This is a genomic window from Luteipulveratus halotolerans, from assembly GCF_001247745.1.
Taxonomy (GTDB): Bacteria; Actinomycetota; Actinomycetes; order Actinomycetales; family Dermatophilaceae; genus Luteipulveratus; species Luteipulveratus halotolerans.
Genome location: NZ_LAIR01000002.1, coordinates 2,767,345 through 2,783,880, shown reverse-complemented (window position 1 = coordinate 2,783,880; position 16,536 = coordinate 2,767,345). Strand labels below are relative to the sequence as shown.

The 16,536-nt window shown below is 70.9% G+C and carries 15 protein-coding genes and 1 pseudogene; 10 read left to right on the top strand and 6 right to left on the bottom strand.

Annotation, left to right across the window (positions count from 1 at the left end):
* Positions 1-2: 2 nt before the first annotated feature.
* Genes VV01_RS13945 through VV01_RS13935 form a run of 3 tightly spaced genes read right to left on the bottom strand, consistent with a single transcriptional unit; the run spans position 3 to position 2,769 of the window.
* A complete protein-coding gene (locus VV01_RS13945; protein ID WP_050670413.1) occupies positions 3-941 on the bottom strand; it encodes a glycosyltransferase family 2 protein in 939 nt (312 codons plus the stop codon).
* On the bottom strand, positions 938-2,005 hold the full coding sequence (locus VV01_RS13940; RefSeq protein WP_050670412.1) for a glycosyltransferase: 1,068 nt from the start codon (positions 2,003-2,005) through the stop codon (positions 938-940). The genes VV01_RS13945 and VV01_RS13940 overlap by 4 nt, the downstream gene beginning before the upstream one ends.
* Positions 2,002-2,769 (bottom strand): CDP-alcohol phosphatidyltransferase family protein, encoded by a 768-nt coding sequence (locus VV01_RS13935; protein WP_050670411.1) that lies wholly within the window; start codon positions 2,767-2,769, stop codon positions 2,002-2,004. The genes VV01_RS13940 and VV01_RS13935 overlap by 4 nt, the downstream gene beginning before the upstream one ends.
* A 154-nt stretch (positions 2,770-2,923) precedes the next feature.
* On the opposite strand from VV01_RS13935, the pseudogene VV01_RS13930 reads away from it, so the two are divergent.
* Positions 2,924-4,027: pseudogene (locus VV01_RS13930) on the top strand (glycosyltransferase); the annotation flags it as partial.
* 54 nt (positions 4,028-4,081) lie between these two features.
* On the opposite strand, the gene VV01_RS13925 reads toward VV01_RS13930, so the two are convergent.
* On the bottom strand, positions 4,082-4,519 hold the full coding sequence (locus tag VV01_RS13925) for an adenylyltransferase/cytidyltransferase family protein (RefSeq protein ID WP_071606388.1): 438 nt from the start codon (positions 4,517-4,519) through the stop codon (positions 4,082-4,084).
* 233 nt (positions 4,520-4,752) lie between these two features.
* On the opposite strand from VV01_RS13925, the gene mfd reads away from it, so the two are divergent.
* Genes mfd through VV01_RS13910 form a run of 3 tightly spaced genes read left to right on the top strand, consistent with a single transcriptional unit; the run spans position 4,753 to position 9,868 of the window.
* Positions 4,753-8,361 (top strand): transcription-repair coupling factor, encoded by a 3,609-nt coding sequence (gene mfd, locus VV01_RS13920; RefSeq protein ID WP_050670409.1) that lies wholly within the window; start codon positions 4,753-4,755, stop codon positions 8,359-8,361.
* A gap of 53 nt (positions 8,362-8,414) precedes the next feature.
* A complete protein-coding gene (locus VV01_RS13915; RefSeq protein ID WP_050670408.1) occupies positions 8,415-8,948 on the top strand; it encodes a SurA N-terminal domain-containing protein in 534 nt (177 codons plus the stop codon).
* A gap of 5 nt (positions 8,949-8,953) precedes the next feature.
* Positions 8,954-9,868: a MazG family protein gene (locus VV01_RS13910; RefSeq protein WP_050670407.1), complete on the top strand. Its 915-nt coding sequence runs from the start codon at positions 8,954-8,956 to the stop codon at positions 9,866-9,868.
* 106 nt (positions 9,869-9,974) lie between these two features.
* On the opposite strand, the gene VV01_RS13905 is transcribed toward VV01_RS13910, so the two are convergent.
* On the bottom strand, positions 9,975-10,472 hold the full coding sequence (locus VV01_RS13905; RefSeq protein ID WP_050670406.1) for an AAA family ATPase: 498 nt from the start codon (positions 10,470-10,472) through the stop codon (positions 9,975-9,977).
* A 71-nt stretch (positions 10,473-10,543) separates the two neighbouring features.
* Between VV01_RS13905 and VV01_RS13900 the strand changes: the two genes are divergently transcribed.
* The 5 genes from VV01_RS13900 to VV01_RS13880 all read left to right on the top strand — a co-directional run bounded on the left by VV01_RS13900 (position 10,544) and on the right by VV01_RS13880 (position 14,676).
* Positions 10,544-11,110, top strand: coding sequence for an arsenate reductase/protein-tyrosine-phosphatase family protein (locus tag VV01_RS13900; protein WP_157508843.1), 567 nt, complete (start codon positions 10,544-10,546; stop codon positions 11,108-11,110).
* Between the two features lie 252 nt (positions 11,111-11,362).
* Positions 11,363-12,643, top strand: a complete 1,281-nt coding sequence (gene eno / locus VV01_RS13895) for a phosphopyruvate hydratase (RefSeq protein ID WP_050670404.1) — start codon at positions 11,363-11,365, stop codon at positions 12,641-12,643.
* A 4-nt stretch (positions 12,644-12,647) separates the two neighbouring features.
* Positions 12,648-13,214, top strand: a complete 567-nt coding sequence (locus VV01_RS13890; RefSeq protein WP_050670403.1) for an FtsB family cell division protein — start codon at positions 12,648-12,650, stop codon at positions 13,212-13,214.
* Positions 13,211-13,741 (top strand): DUF501 domain-containing protein, encoded by a 531-nt coding sequence (locus tag VV01_RS13885; protein WP_050670402.1) that lies wholly within the window; start codon positions 13,211-13,213, stop codon positions 13,739-13,741. Before VV01_RS13890 ends, VV01_RS13885 begins: the two co-directional genes overlap by 4 nt.
* Positions 13,738-14,676 carry a Ppx/GppA phosphatase family protein gene (locus VV01_RS13880; protein ID WP_050670401.1) on the top strand — a complete coding sequence of 313 codons (939 nt, stop codon included), beginning with the start codon at positions 13,738-13,740 and terminating at the stop codon, positions 14,674-14,676. The genes VV01_RS13885 and VV01_RS13880 overlap by 4 nt, the downstream gene beginning before the upstream one ends.
* 150 nt (positions 14,677-14,826) lie before the next feature.
* Here the strand turns inward: VV01_RS13880 and VV01_RS13875 are convergent, their stop codons facing one another.
* Positions 14,827-15,756 (bottom strand): hypothetical protein, encoded by a 930-nt coding sequence (locus tag VV01_RS13875; RefSeq protein WP_050670400.1) that lies wholly within the window; start codon positions 15,754-15,756, stop codon positions 14,827-14,829.
* Between the two features lie 159 nt (positions 15,757-15,915).
* On the opposite strand from VV01_RS13875, the gene VV01_RS13870 reads away from it, so the two are divergent.
* Positions 15,916-16,485, top strand: coding sequence for a papain-like cysteine protease family protein (locus VV01_RS13870; protein ID WP_157508842.1), 570 nt, complete (start codon positions 15,916-15,918; stop codon positions 16,483-16,485).
* The last annotated feature ends 51 nt before the right edge of the window (positions 16,486-16,536 follow it).

Genomic DNA, 16,536 nt, shown 5'->3' with positions numbered 1-16,536 from the left:
GGTCACGACTCGCGTGCGTACTGCTCGTACGGTCGGCCGACGGCGCCGTCGATCATGCCGAGCCCGCGGTGGAGCACGGCGAGTCCGCGTGCGTGATGGTGAGCCGAGCCCGACACCCGTCCGACACCGGAGCGGGCCCACCCCTGGCCGATGAGGACGGCACCTGCTGCGAGCCGGCGCGCGCGGACGCGGCGACGCGCCGCCGTGCTCGTCGCGAGGTGCAGGTCGACGAGGCTGGCGACGTTGCCGTGGCTTCGCTTGCGCTGCAGGACCCACGAGCGGGTGAGGCGCTCGACGGGGACGCGGTCCTCGACGACCGCTTCGTCGCACCAGCGGATCTCGCCGCCTGACGCGACCAGCCGGCGCCCGAAGAGCGTGTCCTCGCCGCCGGTCAGGCCGAAGGGCTCCTCGAACAGCAGCCCGGCGCGGCGTACCTGATGCAGGTCGAGCAGCAGGTTGCCTGCGGCGGCCGTCGGCATCGTCGAGCCGGTCACGCGGACCGGCCGGTCGAAGAAGCCGCCGGCGAGCAGCCACGGGTCCGGCTGTCCCAGGTAGGACGGCACCACGCGTCCCGGCACGGCGGCCGCACCGGTGTCGTGCCACACGCGCAGCAGAGCGTCGAGCCAGCCGTCCCGCGGTCGTTCGTCGTCGTCGATGAACACCAGCAGGTCGGCGGCGGAGGCCTCGTGCAGGGCGCGGTTGCGCGCCGCCGCGATACCCGCCTGCGGCTCGACCACGTAGCGCAGGTGGGGCGCTGCGAGGGCCGCGACGGCTGACCGCGCGCTCGCGGCCGGGTCGTTGTCGACCACGCAGACCTCGACCGGGTGATCGCTCACCTGTGCCTGTGCGAGCACAGCGGGGAGGTTGGCGCTGAGCTCGTCCGGCCGCTGATAGGTGAGCACCGCCACCAGCACCCGCGGCAGGTGCGATGGCCTGGTCATGACGCGGTGGGCACGAGCGGGCTGCGGCGCTCGTGCCCCTGGACGGCACGCCGGAACGCGTCGACGTGCAGCGCCGCCGAACGCTCCCACTCGCGCGCGCTCAGGTCAGGGCGGCCTCCGGGCCGACGGTTGCTGACGGCGTCGAGCGCGCGCAGCAGGTCGGCTCCGCTCAGCTCGCCGTCGTAGAGGTGGACCCAGTCGGAGCCCACCTCGGCCCGCAGATCACGGTTCACGTCGTTGTCCTGCATCAGGACGGGGCGGTCGAGGGAGAGGGCGGCGAGCGCACTGCCGGAGTTGTGCATGTCGCGGTGGGGCAGCACCACGAGCTCGGCGCGGGTGATCGCGGCCACCAGGTCGGCGTCCTCGAGGAAGTCGAGGGTGAGGTGGATGCGGTCGTCGCGGGCGGCGTACGCGCGCAGCCCGTCGGCCAGCGTCTGCGTGGACGGTCGACCCTCGACGGTGAGGCTGAGCTCTGGCCGTGCCGCGTGGGTCTCGGTGAACGCCGCGCACAGTGCGTCGACGCCCTTGTAGCGGCGGATCATGCCGACGTAGGCGATGCGGCCGGCGACGGCGTCGTGCCGCGGGAACCGGTCGTACCAGTCGCGGTAGTGGCCGTGCGCGATGATCGAGCGGGATGCATCACCCGGCGTCGGGGTGTGCTCGTTGAGGCAGACACGGTGTGTGGTCTGCCGGTCAAAAGCCTTGAGCAGCAACGTCTCTCGGCGGCTGAGGCCTTGCGGGAGGTCGATGTTGTGGACCGTGCGCACGATGGCCGTGCCGGTCAGCCGCCACTTGACCAGCGCGGCAGCGAACATTGCCTGCCGGGCAGCGCGCACCGCGGCCGATCGGCCGTTGAGGCGCGCCTCGGGCCAGTGCGCGTGAAAGACGTCGTGACGTCGCAGCAGCGCCTCGCGCCAGCTGAAGTAGCGCAGGTCGATCTCGGGCGACCGGTCGAGCCACTGGCCGAGCATGACGTTGTAGGGGTTGGTCGTGGGGAGCGGTCGTGGACCGGACTGCAGCACGGTGAGGGCGCCGGTGCCGTCACGTCCGTGGTCGGCCGTCACGGCTGCGCGGCCCGGTCGGCGTCGATGCGGCGCAGCTCGGCGTACCAGCGCACGAGGCCGATCGCGAGCAGGCCGACGTTGGCGGCCGCCAGCAGGGCGTAGACGGTGACGAAACCGGCGTGCCAGCCCCAGAGCAGGAACACCAGGCAGAGCAGCCCGTAGTCGTTGGGGATGACGATCAACGACCGCAGCACCGAGGGTCGACCGTCGTCGGGCGCGGGGGTGATGCCGACCCGGCGACGCAGCTGGTCGACCAGGATGATCGCGAAGAAGAACACTGCGGACTGCACGCAGAACACGATCGGCACGAGCAGCCATCCGTCGGACACGTCGAACCCGCGGTACCACCCGATCAGCACGGCGAGGTGCAGGGCCGAGATCTTGAGGCAGTCGACGACGTGGTCGAGCCACTCACCCGACATGCTGCCGGCGCCCGTGAGCCGCGCGAGCTGCCCGTCTGCCGCATCGAGGGCGTAGCCGAGCACGAGCAGCACCGCCACGGCGATGCCGGTCCACAGCGACGCCGGCGCGAGGGCGATCAGCGCGACGCCGGTGAAGGTCGTCGCGGCACTGATCAGGGTGACCTGGTCAGGCGTGCGTCCGAGCACGTACGCCGTGGCCGCCAGTCGCCGTCCGAGCGGTCGGTTGACCCACCTGGAGTACGCGGCTGCACCGCGGTTGCTCTTCTGTGCGGCTGCGAGGCGGGCCACGGCCTCACCCCACGTCATGGCCCCAGCAGCCGGGCGCGCGACAGCGCTGCGCATCACATCCCCCTTCTCCCCGTTTTGCGCATTCTAAACGCCTAGATGATCTAACCTCGACCGTTGGGGAAACTCTTGGCGCGGGCTGCTGCGCTGTGTAACGACGTGACTTTGGGGGAGCTCTTCAGTGCGCATTGCCTTGATCGGGACCAGGGGTGTGCCCGCGCGATACGGGGGTTTCGAGACGGCGGCCGAGGAGATCGGTCGCCGTCTCGTCGAGCGCGGGCACGACGTGACCGTCTACTGCCGTGACGACGGGTCGGGCGCACGCCCGGAGCGCCATCTCGGCATGGAGCTGGTTCACCTGCCCGCAGTGCGGCACCGCACCCTCGAGACGCTGAGTCACACGGCGCTGTCGGTGCTGCACCAGGCCGCCACGGGGCGCGCCGACGTCGCACTGGTCTTCAACGCTGCCAACGCGGTGTTCCTCCCGATGCTGAGGCTGCGGCGTACGCCGGCCGCGACCCACGTCGACGGGCTGGAGTGGCGCCGTGGCAAGTGGGGTCCGGGTGGCCAGCGCTACTACCGGATGGCCGAGGCGCTCTCGGTGCGCTGGTCGGACGCGCTCATCGCCGATGCTGCGGGGATCGCCGACTACTACGAGGACGAGTTCGGCGCGGTCACGCACCAGATCGCCTACGGCGCCCCGATCCTGGAGGTGCCCGGCCACGCGAAGCTCGACGAGCTCGGTCTCACGCCCGGCGGCTACCACCTCGTCGTGGCGCGCTTCGAGCCCGAGAACCACGTCGACGTCGCCCTCGAGGGCTACCTCGCGAGCGACGCTCGGCTGCCGCTGGTCGTCGTGGGGTCGGCTCCCTACAGCAGCGCGCACGTCGAGCGCATCGAAGAGCTCGCCGCCTCCGACTCACGGGTTCGCCTGCTCGGCGGCGTCTGGGACCAGGAGCAGCTCGATCAGCTCTACGCCCACGCCGTCACCTACGTGCACGGTCACTCCGTCGGCGGCACCAACCCCTCGCTGCTGCGCGCGATGGGTGCCGGCGCGTTCACGCTCGCCTTCGACGTGACGTTCAACCGCGAGGTGCTCGGTGGGTCCGGCCGGTTCTTCCGTACGCCGGACGACCTCGCGCGACTCCTGGCCGACGCCGAGACCTATCGCGAGGCCGTGCAGATCCTCGGTGACGTTGCGCGTGAGCGTGCCGCGTCGTCGTACGCGTGGGAGGACGTGGCCGATCGCTACGAAGAGCTGTGCGTCGAGCTGTTGGCGGGGTACTCCCAGCGCGGCGACCACAGCGGTCGGCGTTCCGGCATCGGTCGGTCGATCGCCGAGAGCGCCGCGGTCCGGCGGTTCGCGCGGCTACGAGGCGAAGTGGCGCAGCGTGGCGCGCAGCAGCGTGCTGGACGTGTGGATCGTGTATGGGAGGTAGGCGACCTCGACACCGACGCCGCCGAAGTCCCGCTCGAGCTTGTCGCCCTTGGCGGTGCCACGCCAGTCGTCGCCCTTGAAGATGACGTCGAAGGGGTGTTCGCGCCACGTCGCTAGCTTGTCGGGCACGGTCTCGACGACGGCCTCGTCCACGAACGAGATGTGCTGGACGATCTCGAGACGCTCGGCCAGGGGCACGACGGGGCGTCGGCCCTTGGCCTGCTCGGCCATCTCGTCGGAGACGACACCGGCGATCAGGTGGTCGCAGCGCTCGCGGGCTCGTCGCAGGACGTTGAGGTGGCCGATGTGGAAGAGGTCGTAGACCCCGGGGGCGTAGCCCACCCGCGGGCGCGTCTCGTCTGAAGTCATGCCGTGCTTCCCCTGATCCCTGAATGCCGGTCGGCCCCCTGGCCCGACCTTCAGTAGACGGTAATCGAAACGTAAAGTCCGTGCCCCGCGTACGGGCGGATCTGTGGCCCTCGTCGCGCGCCGTCGGCCTGTCGGTGGCTCGTGGCACCATGGATGTGCACCCCAGGTCGAGCCCCGCGACACCCCGTCGCGACTTGAGCTGGGGCTCTCGTGCTGTCCAAGGAGATGCTCGCGTGACCCTCTCGCCCCTGCTCGATGTCCTCACCGCCGACGACGCCGTACGCCGGGTGCTCGCCCTGGTCGGCGACGCCTCGGTCGTCGACGTGGCCGCGGCGCCCGGTGCGCGCGGTCCGCTCATCGCGGCGATCAGCGGGGCGCGTGGTTGTGCAGCGGCGGCGCAGCCGACGACCGTGCTCGCGGTCACCGCGACCGGTCGCGAGTCCCAGGACCTCGCCGCGTCGCTGCGCTGCTTCCTCCCCGAGGAGTCGATCGCGGAGTTCCCCAGCTGGGAGACCCTGCCGCACGAGCGGCTCAGCCCGCGCAGCGACACCGTCGGTCGTCGTCTCGCCGTGCTGCGGCGCCTCGCGCACCCCGACACGACCGATGCGGCGTACGGCGAGCTGCGCGTGGTCATCGCCTCGGTGCGCGCCCTGCTGCAGCCGATCGCCAAGGGGCTCGGTGACCTGGCGCCGGTCGCGCTCAAGGTCGGCGACGAGCAGCCGCTCGACGACATCGTCGAGGCGCTCGCGGGGGCCGCGTACACCCGTACCGACATGGTCGAGCGGCGCGGCGAGTTCGCGGTGCGCGGCGGCATCCTCGACGTGTTCCCGCCCACCGAGGAGCACCCGCTGCGCGTCGAGCTGTTCGGCGACACCGTCGATGAGATCCGCTGGTTCAAGGTCGCTGACCAGCGTTCGCTGGAGTCCGCCGAGCACGGGCTGTGGGCGCCACCGTGCCGCGAGATCCTGCTGACCGACGAGGTCCGCGCGCGGGCGGCCGAGCTCGCCGAGCAGCTGCCCGGTGTGGCCGACATGCTGCACAAGGTCGCCGAGGGCATCGCGGTCGAGGGCATGGAGTCGCTCGGCCCGGCGCTGCTCGAAGGCGGCATGGAGACCCTCGTCGACGTGCTCCCGCAGGGCACACACGTCGTGCTGTCCGACCCCGAGCGGGTCCGCACGCGCGCGCACGACCTGGTCGCCACCAGCGCCGAGTTCCTCGACGCGTCCTGGAACAACGCCGCCGCCGGCAACGTCGTCCCGGTCGACCTGCAGGGAGTCCTGGGCCAGGCGTCGTACTGGACGCTGTCCGACATCCGTGAGCACACCCTCGGGCGTGACCTGCCGTGGTGGTCGCTGTCGTCGTTCGCCACCGATGAGGACCTCGCCGAGTTCGTCGAGGACGAGCTGCCGGGGGAGCGTGTGACGATCGCGACCGAGGAGGTCCCGGCGTACCGCTCCAACACCGACGAGGCCGTCGCCGACCTGAGTCAGTGGGTGCGGGCGGGCAAGCGCGTCCTGGTCGTCACCGAGGGTCCCGGCCTCGCGCAGCGTGTCACCGAGGTGCTGCACGACCACGACGTACGAGCGCACTCACTCGATGCGCTCACGCCGGGTGCCGTCGAGATCACCACCGGTTCGCTGGGGCACGGATTCTCTTTGCCCTCAAGCGATCTCGTCGTCCTGACCGAGTCCGACCTGACCGGCGCGGCGGCGGGCACGGGCGGCTCCACCAAGGACATGCGCAAGATGCCGTCGCGGCGGCGCAAGGTCGTCGACCCGCTGCAGCTGCGGCCCGGCGACCACGTCGTCCACGAGCAGCACGGCGTCGGCAAGTTCGTCGAGATGATGCAGCGCACGGTCGGCGGTGCGACGCGCGAATACCTCGTGCTCGAGTACGCCCCGTCCAAGCGGGGCCAGCCGGGCGACCGCCTGTTCGTGCCGACCGACCAGCTCGACCAGGTCACCCGCTACGTCGGCGGCGAGATGCCCAACCTCAACAAGATGGGCGGATCCGACTGGCAGACCACGAAGTCCAGGGCCAAGCGGCACGTACGCCAGATCGCCGGCGAGCTGATCCAGCTCTACTCCGCGCGCATGGCCACCCAGGGGCACGCGTTCGCGCCCGACACCCCGTGGCAGCGCGAGCTCGAGGACGCCTTCGCCTACATCGAGACGCCCGACCAGCTGTCGTCCATCGACGAGGTCAAGGCCGACATGGAGAAGACCGTCCCGATGGACCGCCTCATCTGCGGTGACGTCGGCTACGGCAAGACCGAGATCGCGGTGCGCGCGGCGTTCAAGGCGGTCCAGGACGGCAAGCAGGTCGCGGTGCTCGTGCCGACGACGCTGCTGGTCAAGCAGCACCAGCAGACCTTCTCCGAGCGGTACGCCGGGTTCCCGGTCGTGGTGAAGTCGCTGTCCCGGTTCCAGACCGACAAGGAGGCCCGCGAGGTCATCGACGGTCTCGCCGACGGCAGCGTCGACCTGGTCATCGGGACCCACCGGCTGCTGTCCAAGGAGGTCCAGTTCAAGGACCTCGGCCTGGTCGTGGTCGACGAGGAGCAGCGCTTCGGTGTCGAGCACAAGGAGCAGCTCAAGCAGCTGCGTACGGCCGTCGACGTGCTCGCCATGTCAGCGACGCCGATCCCGCGCACCCTCGAGATGGCGGTGACCGGCATCCGCGAGATGTCCACTCTCGCAACGCCTCCCGAGGAGCGGCACCCCGTGCTGACGTTCGTCGGCGGCTACGACGAGAAGCAGATCACCGCCGCGATCCGCCGCGAGCTGATGCGCGACGGTCAGGTGTTCTTCGTCCACAACAAGGTCCAGTCGATCGAGAAGACCGCCGCCCGGTTGCGCGAGCTCGTCCCTGAGGCGCGCGTCGCGACCGCCCACGGCAAGATGAGCGAGCAGCGCCTCGAGGAGGTCGTCGTCGACTTCTGGGAGCGCCGCTCCGACGTGCTGGTCTGCACCACGATCGTCGAGACCGGCCTGGACATCTCCAACGCCAACACCCTCATCGTCGAGCGGTCCGACGTGCTCGGTCTCTCTCAGCTGCACCAGCTGCGCGGCCGTGTGGGCCGTGGGCGCGAGCGCGCGTACGCGTACTTCCTCTTCCCGCCCGACAAGCCGCTGACCGAGACCGCGCACGACCGCCTCGAGACGATCGCGAGCCACACCGACCTCGGCGCCGGTATGCAGGTCGCGATGAAGGACCTGGAGATCCGCGGCGCCGGCAACCTGCTCGGCGGTGAGCAGTCCGGTCACATCGCGGGCGTGGGGTTCGACCTCTACGCCCGGATGGTCGGCGAGGCCGTCGCCGACTTCCGCGGTGAGGGCGGCGACACCGGGCCGGTCGAGGTCAAGATCGAGCTGCCCGTCGACGCGCACCTGCCCCACGACTACGTGCCGGGTGAGCGGCTGCGGCTCGAGGCGTACAAGAAGCTCGCGACCGTGCAGGACGAGGCCGGTCTGCAGGAGATCGTCGACGAGCTCGTCGACCGCTACGGTCCGCTGCCCGAGCCGGTGCAGCACCTCATCGAGGTCGCCCGGCTGCGCACGATCGCCCGCCAGGCGGGCGTCGCCGACATCGCCGTGCAGGGCAAGTTCGTGCGGTTCGGCCCGGTCGACCTGCGCGAGAGCCAGGCGATGCGCATCCAGCGCCTCTACAAGGGCACGCTCATCAAGGAGGCGCAGCATCAGGTGCTCGTGCCGGTGCCGATGACCGCGCCGGTCGCCGGCAAGCCGCTGCGCAACACCGAGGTGCTCCAGTGGGCCGGTCAGCTGGTGCGCGCGGTGCTGCTTGACGACGTCCCGGCGGCGGCTGCGGCCTCGGCGCGCTGACCCGAAGTGTGACTGGCATCATGTTCTCGGCAGACCCAGCGAGAGGACCTCACGTGTTCCGTTCACCGCGCCATGTCGCACCGGCGCTCGTCGTCGCCGCCACGCTCACCCTCACCGGGTGCGGTGGCGGGCTGATGACCGACGGCAGCAAGGCCGCCAGCTATGGCGACACCACGGTGACCACGCAACAGGTCCAGGACGCGCTCAGCGACCTCACCAAGGCCTCGCCGGGTGGGGTCGACGGTCAGACCGTCGCGGTGTTCCTCGCGCTGCGCCCGCAGCTCACCGCGCTCGCCGGGCGCTACGGCATCGGGGTCTCGCGCGACCAGGCCGCAGACTCGCTGACCTCGGTCCCCGACCCGAGCGCTGCGGCGATCGACACGGTCCAGTCCAACAACGCGCTCGCGGCGTTGCGTGAGGACCCCCGCAGCCAGGCCGCGGTCCAGCGGCTGATCAACGAGGCCGACATCGACCTCAACCCGCGCTACGGCACGTGGGTCAAGGGTCAGGGCCCCGGCGAGCCCGCCGCCAAGAACAACTGGCTGGCGCGCGTGGCAGCGACGCCGACGCCGACCCCGGCGTCCTGATCGGCGTGCCGGGCCGTCTCACCCTGCTCGTCTGCAGCCCCCGTGTCGCGGCCGGGCTGCTCACCCGTGATGCCTGGACCGTCCTCGGCGACGCGGCCCACGTGCTCACCGCTGATCCTGACGAGCCGACCGCGAGCGCCGTTGCGGCATCAGGCATCTCGGTCGAGCAGGTCGACGACGCCGGCCTCCCGCTCGCACGCCGGCTGGTCGAGTCGGCGACGTCGGCCGACGTCGTCTGGATCGGGTCACCCGACGGCGACCCCGGGCTCACCGACGCCCTGGCAGCCGAGCTCTCGCGCGCGGACGAGCCGCCCGAGGTCGAGGTGCTCGTCGGCTCCTGGGACGTGACCGGTGCGCGGCTGCTCGACGCGGTCGCTGTCATGGACCGTCTGCGCTCGCCGGGTGGCTGCCCGTGGGACGCCGAGCAGACCCACCAGAGCCTGACGCCGTACCTGCTCGAGGAGGCCCACGAGACGGTCGAGGCGATCGAGTCCGGCGACCTCGGCCACCTCGAGGAAGAGCTCGGCGACGTCCTGCTCCAGGTGCTGTTCCACTCGCGGGTCGCGCAGGAGCACGACGAGGCGCCGTTCGACATCGACGACGTCGCGGCGGGCCTCGTCGCCAAGCTCGTACGCCGCCACCCTCACGTCTTCGGCGACGGCGACGCGTCGACGCCCGATGAGGTCGAGGCGTCGTGGGAGCAGATCAAGGCTGCCGAGAAGCCCGACCGTGAGCGCGATGACCTGCTCGCCGGCATCCCGGCCTCGCTGCCGTTGCCGCTGGTCGTCGCGAAGGTGCGCGCCCGCGTACGACGGCGTGGCGGTGACGAGACCCTCGACGGCCGCCTGGCGGCCTTGGGTGACGAGGCAGTGGCGCAGGTCGAGCGCGACCGCGACCGCCTGCGCGACCTGCTGAGCTGACAACCCCGCACCGCCGCTTTCCCGAACGCCCACTCACCGGGCGAAATGTGACTTCACGGGTCGGCATACCGACCCCCGAAGTCACATTTCGCCTTGCAAGTGGGGCTTATGGCGTCGCGAGGCCGATGTGCCGCAGGATCTGCGCGACCACGTCCTCGACTCCCGTCCGGCCGGTGTCGATCTCGAGCGTCGTGCCGCGTCGGAGCAGCGGCTCGACCGTCTCCTTGTACGTCAGCGCCGCCGCGCGCTCTGCCGGATCCTTGCCGTACGGATTGGTCGTCCGCGTCATGAGCCGGTGCGCCATCACCTCCACGGGTGCGGTGAGCAGGACGATCGCATCGAACCGGTCGTAGAGCTCGCCCTGGTTGCGCGCCGTGGCGACCACCACGAGCAGCTCGCCCTTCTCGTCGGCCAGCGCAGCGTCGAGACGCTCGGTGACCAGGAGGGGTTCGGTCGTCGTACGCCCGTCCGGGCCCTCGACCTGCACGTCGCGCAGCCAGCCGTCGTCGTCGGTCTCGATCACGCGGTGACCGAGTGCGGCCAGCCGGGCCAGGACGGTCGACTTGCCCACACCGGACAGCCCCGTGATCAGCACCCGCCGCATGCGTGGACAGTACGCCGGTGGCGGCTCCCGCCCGCACCGAGTCGCGGCGGCGCAGGGGTAGGGTCGCCGCCGTGGCAGCGCTCAGGATGCGGGGGAACGTGCTCGTCGTGTGCACGGGCAACGTGTGCCGCTCGCCCTATCTCGAGCGCGTGCTGCGCGACCAGCTCGGAGGCACGGGCATCACCGTGACCAGCGCTGGTACCGGTGCGCTCGTCGGTCGGCCGATGGACGTCGAGGCGCGGCGCGCCCTGGCTCGCGAGGGCATCGACGCCGAGGGCTTCATCGCTCGCCAGCTCGAACCCGACCTGGTCGCGTCCGCCGATCTGGTGATCACCGCGACCCGCGACCATCGCTCGGCCGTGGTGCAGCTGCTGCCGCGTGCCGTACGCCGGGTGTTCGCCCTCACCGACCTCGCGGACCTGCTCGACGGTGCCCGCGTCCGGCCCGCGCCCAACCCCGTCGGCGAGGTCGTCCGGGCCGCGTCGGCCAACCGGTCCTCCGTCATGCCTCGCGCCGCCTCGGACGCCGACGTCATCGATCCCTACCGTCGCGGGCCTGACGTGTTCGCGCAGGCGGCGCAGCAGGTGCACGCCTCCTTGCCGCCGATCGTCGACGCCCTCCGCCGCGCCAGCACCTGAACCGATCCCGTCTCGCACCCCGCAGGCAACTGCGTCGCCTCTTAGGCAACTGCGTCTCCTGAGTTCGACCGGCATACAAGTTCGTCCGACTCGGGCGACGCAGTTGCCTGCGCTGCTGCGCTGCTGCGCTGCTCCGCCGGAACGTTCGCAGTGCGGGTCGGTCCCTGGTCGCTGAAGGCCTACCGGCTACGCTCGGCGAGGACGCCACAGGGCATCCGAGACCCGCTTCCACGCACGTGCAGGAGACATCCCTTGGCCACCATCGAAGCAATCGGCGCCCGCGAGATCCTGGACTCTCGCGGCAACCCCACCGTCGAGGTCGAGGTCGCCCTGGACGACGGCACCATCGCCCGCGCGGCCGTTCCGAGCGGTGCGTCCACCGGCCAGTTCGAGGCCGTCGAGCGCCGTGACGGCGACAAGAAGCGCTACGGCGGCAAGGGTGTCGAGGACGCCGTCGACGCCGTGCTCGAGCAGATCGCCCCGGCCCTGCTCGGCTACGAGGCCAGCGAGCAGCGTCTCGTCGACGCCGCGATGCTCGACCTGGACGGCACCGACAACAAGGGCTCGATCGGCGCCAACGCGATCCTCGGCGTCAGCCTGGCCGTGGCCAAGGCCGCCGCCGACTCCTCCGACCTGCCGCTGTTCCGCTACGTCGGTGGTCCTAACGCGCACGTCCTGCCAGTCCCGATGATGAACATCCTCAACGGTGGAGCGCACGCCGACTCCAACGTCGACATCCAGGAGTTCATGATCGCGCCGATCGGCGCCGAGACGTTCCGCGAGGCCCTGCGCTGGGGCGCTGAGGTCTACCACGCCCTCAAGAAGGTCCTGCAGGAGCGCGGCCTGTCCACCGGCCTCGGTGACGAGGGTGGTTTCGCCCCCAACCTGGAGTCCAACCGTGCGGCGCTCGACCTGATCGTCGAGGCCATCAAGGCGGCGGGCTACGAGCCGGGCACCCAGATCGCGCTCGCGCTCGACGTCGCGGCCAGCGAGTTCCACGACAAGGGCACCTACACCTTCGAGGGCCAGGCCAAGACCGCGGCCGAGATGTCGGCGTACTACGCCGAGCTGGTCGCCGCCTACCCGCTCGTCTCCATCGAGGACCCGCTCGACGAGGAGGACTGGGAGGGCTGGGCACACATCACTGCCGAGCTCGGCGACAAGGTGCAGCTGGTCGGCGACGACCTGTTCGTCACCAACCCGACGCGCCTGCAGAAGGGCATCGACACCGACACCGCCAACTCGCTGCTGGTCAAGGTCAACCAGATCGGCACGCTCACCGAGACCCTCGACGCGGTGTCGCTGGCCTCGCGCAGCGGCTACACGTCCATGATGAGCCACCGCTCGGGTGAGACCGAGGACACCACGATCGCCGACCTGGCCGTCGCCACCAACTGCGGCCAGATCAAGACCGGTGCCCCGGCGCGCTCGGACCGTGTCGCCAAGTACAACCAGCTCCTGCGCATCGAGGAAGAGCTCGACGACGCCGCGGTCTACGCCGGCAAGAGCGCCTTCCCGAGGTTCAAGGCCTGATCGCATGGCGCGCGACCGACGTACGACGACGGCCGGCCGTGGACGACCGTCCGCGGGCAGCCGCCCGGGCTCACGCTCGGGCACGGCTCGTACGACCTCGCGCACCCGCGGCACGTCCCGTCCGACGGTGCGTGCCGCGGGCACGGCGACCGGTGCTGCCGGTCCGCGTCGCCGGCGTCCGCAGTCGATGCGGCGCATGGTGACGCTCGGTCTGATCCTGGTGTTCCTCGCGGTGCTGATCATCCCGACGCTGCGCAACTACCTGCACCAGCGTTCGCAGATCGACAGCCTCAACGACAAGGTCGCGACCCAGCAGCAGTCGGTGGGCTCGCTGAAGGCCGAGCGCGACCGCTGGGCCAACCCGGCCTACATCCAGCAGCAGGCGCGTCAGCGGCTCGGCTTCGCCAAGCCGGGGGAGCGCGCCTACATCCTGATCGACGACAAGGGCGCCAAGCACGAGGCGCCCGCGGAGGACGGCGTGGCCAACGACACCAAGCATGCTGACCGGCCTTGGTACGGCCAGGTCTGGGAGTCCGTCAAGGGCTCCGGCGGCACGGCTCCGGCCCAGTGAGCGCCGCTGACACGGGCAACGCGCCCGACATCGCCCAGGCCGACCTCGACCTGATCCAGCACCAGCTGGGCCGGCTGCCGCGTGGCATCGTCGAGATCGCCCACCGCTGCGAGTGCGGGTGCCCGACCGTCGTACGCACCCTGCCGCGGCTGCCGGACGGCACGCCGTTCCCGACGTCGTTCTACGCCACCTGCCCGCGCCTCACCGGCGCCATCAGCACGCTGGAGTCCTCGGGCCTGATGCGCGAGATGAGCGAGCGGCTGCAGGCGGATCCCGTTCTGGCGCAGGCCTATTCGAAGGCCCACGACGACTACCTGCGGCGTCGCGGCGAGCTCGGCGACGTGCCCGAGATCGACGGCATCTCCGCGGGCGGCATGCCCACCCGCGTCAAGTGCCTGCACGTGCTGGTCGCCCACTCGCTCGCAGTGGGGCCCGGCGTCAACCCGCTCGGCGACGAAGCCCTGGCAGCGCTGCCGCGCTGGTGGGAGGGCGGCTGCTGTCGACCCCAGGAGGACGACCGTTCGTGACCCGTGTCGGAGCCATTGACTGCGGTACCAACTCGATTCGCCTCCTGATCGCCGACATCGACGGCGGCCGTCTCACCGACGTGGTGCGTCGCATGGAGATCGTCCGGCTCGGCCAGGGCGTCGACGTCACTGGGGCGATCGCGCCCGAGGCGATGGAGCGCACGCTGCGACAGGCCGCCGAGTACGCCGCTCAGTGCCGTGAGCTGGGCGCCGAGCGTGTCCGTTTCGTCGCCACCTCGGCCTCGCGCGACGCGTCCAACGCGAGTGAGTTCGTCGCCGGGATCCGTTCTGCGTTCGACGGATTCGACGTCGAGCCCGAGGTCGTGTCCGGTGACGAGGAGGCCGCGCTGAGCTTCACGGGCGCGACCGGTGACGTGATCGCGGCAGGTGCGCGACCGCCGTACCTCGTGGTCGACCTGGGCGGTGGCTCGACCGAGCTGGTGCGTGGTGACCGCACCGTCGAGGCCGCGCGGTCGGTCGACATCGGGTGCGTGCGCATGACCGAGCGGCACCTGCGTTCGGACCCGCCGACCGACACCGAGATCGCGGGCGCGCTGAGCGACATCCACGCCGCGCTCGACCTCGCCGAGCAGACGGTCGACCTCAGCGGCATCGGCACGCTCGTCGGTCTGGCCGGTTCGGTCACGACGATCACGGCCCACGCCCTCGGGCTGCCGGCCTACGACTCCAGCGCCATCCACGGAGCACGCCTGTCGGTCGAGGCCGTCCACGGCGCCTGCGACGACCTGCTGCACCGCACGCGCGCCGAGCGGGCCGAGCTGGGGTTCATGCACCCCGGCCGGGTCGACGTCATCGGTGCGGGGGCGCTGGTGTGGCGCACAGTCGTCGAGCGGCTCGTCGACCGGTCCGGCATCACCGAGGTCGTCGCGAGCGAGAAGGACATCCTCGACGGCATCGCGCTGTCGATCGCCTGACGCACCGGCCGGCTGGTCGCGCGCGGTGTGACGTACGGCGCGGCGGTGGTCGCGGTGTGACGGATCGCGAGGTGAGGCCGGCTGCTGCGGTGTGACCCACCGAGCGGCACGGGTCGCGGTGTGACTCACCGTGAGATCAGCCGGGCGGACTCAGTCGTACTCCCACGAGAGCCCGCTGATGCACGGCCCCGTCGGCTCGGTGACCAGGTGCACGCGGTTGCCGTGATGGATCGGCACCGGGCGTCGACGGGTGTCGGGGTCCTCCAGCCGGCGCCGCAGGAACTCCTCGACCCGCACGGGCAGAGCGGCCGGGTCGAACTGCAGCTCCACCACGTGGATGCCGCCGCGGTGCAGGTGCATCCGGTAGTGCTCGGACGTGGCGACGCGGTTGTCGTCCTTGACGGCGTACTGGAACACGTGCGACTCACCCGGCGCGAGCAGCCGGTCGAAGAGCAGCTCGGCCACCAGCAGCGCGGTCGGCTCGTGGTGTCGCACGCGCCCGACCCGGCAACCGGCGACGGCCTCCAGGGTGAGCAGCGACGGGTCGGCACCGATCTCGCCCTGATAGGTCACGACCTGCCGGTCGACCTCGTGGCCGGCGCGCACGACCTGGTGCACGTGCTTGGTCTCCAGCGAACGCTCACGCCCGATGGTGATGCCCTCGATCGTGCTGAGGTTGGTGGCGGCACCCATCGTCGTACTGCCCATGTCGCGGATGAGCTCGTCGACGGTGGTGGCGTACGACGTGAGCCCGGCGATCTTGCTGCGTCGCGGTTCGCGCTGCTCGCCGACGGCGACGAGCGCGGACAGCGAGCCGGGCGTCAGCCGCAGCACCTGCTCCAGCGCCTCGACCACCGGCAGCGACCGCTCGGTGGGTTGGCGCTCGCCGTTCTGCCAGTACGACAGGGTGCTGACCCCGACGTGCTGACCGCGGGCGGCGAGGTGCTCGCGGACGCGTCCGAGAGCCAGGCCGCGTTCGGCGATGGCCGATCGCAGGACGTCGTCGAACGACGCATGGCCGCGGCGGCGTACGACTCGTGCCGTGTCGTCGACGGGCACCTCCTCTCGGGCGGCGTTCACGACCCGCGGGTGTGGGGTGAACGTTCACCGGATGCCAGTCCTGTGGCCGCATCGACGCCGCCTGCGCGCGGTGGAACGTTCACCGTGGCTCGGGCGGGTCTGGCGCTGCCGACCTCATCGCACCATCTTTGGGCCACTTCGAGAGAGGAAGTGCCCCCCATGAGACGAATCTCCCCTCATCTGAGACGCGCCGGTGCGGCCGTCGTGCTCGCAGGAGCCGTCGTCAGCACGGCGGTCCCCGCGCACGCGACGTCGCGGGACCTCAACATCTACGGGCAGGCGCAGCAGCAGTCGAACTGGTGCTGGGCGGCCACGGGCAACACGATCGCGGCGTACCACGGCGTCTCGGTCTCGCAGAACACGTTCTGCAACCTGGCGTTCGGGCGCAGCACGAGCTATCAGTGCCCCAACGACCAGGCCACGCTCGGCAACGACCAGCGGGCGTTCGACGCCCTCGGCATCAACCCCGGCTACTACGTGTCGTACCCGGTCAACTTCGCCACGGTCGTCGCCGACGTCAACGCCGGTCGGCCGCTCAACACCCGCATCCAGTGGTCCTCCGGCGGCGGCCACATGATGTCGATCTACGGCTACGACGACTCCTACGGCGAGGTCAGCTGGTACAACCCGTGGCCGGACGACAGCCGCTACAACTACGGGTCCTACAGCTGGTACCGCAGCAACGGCTCGTTCAGCTGGACGCACTCGCTCTACGGGATCGGGGCCTGACGATGACCACACGTGCTCTCACCGTCGGCCTCATCGGAGCCGGCGCCCTCA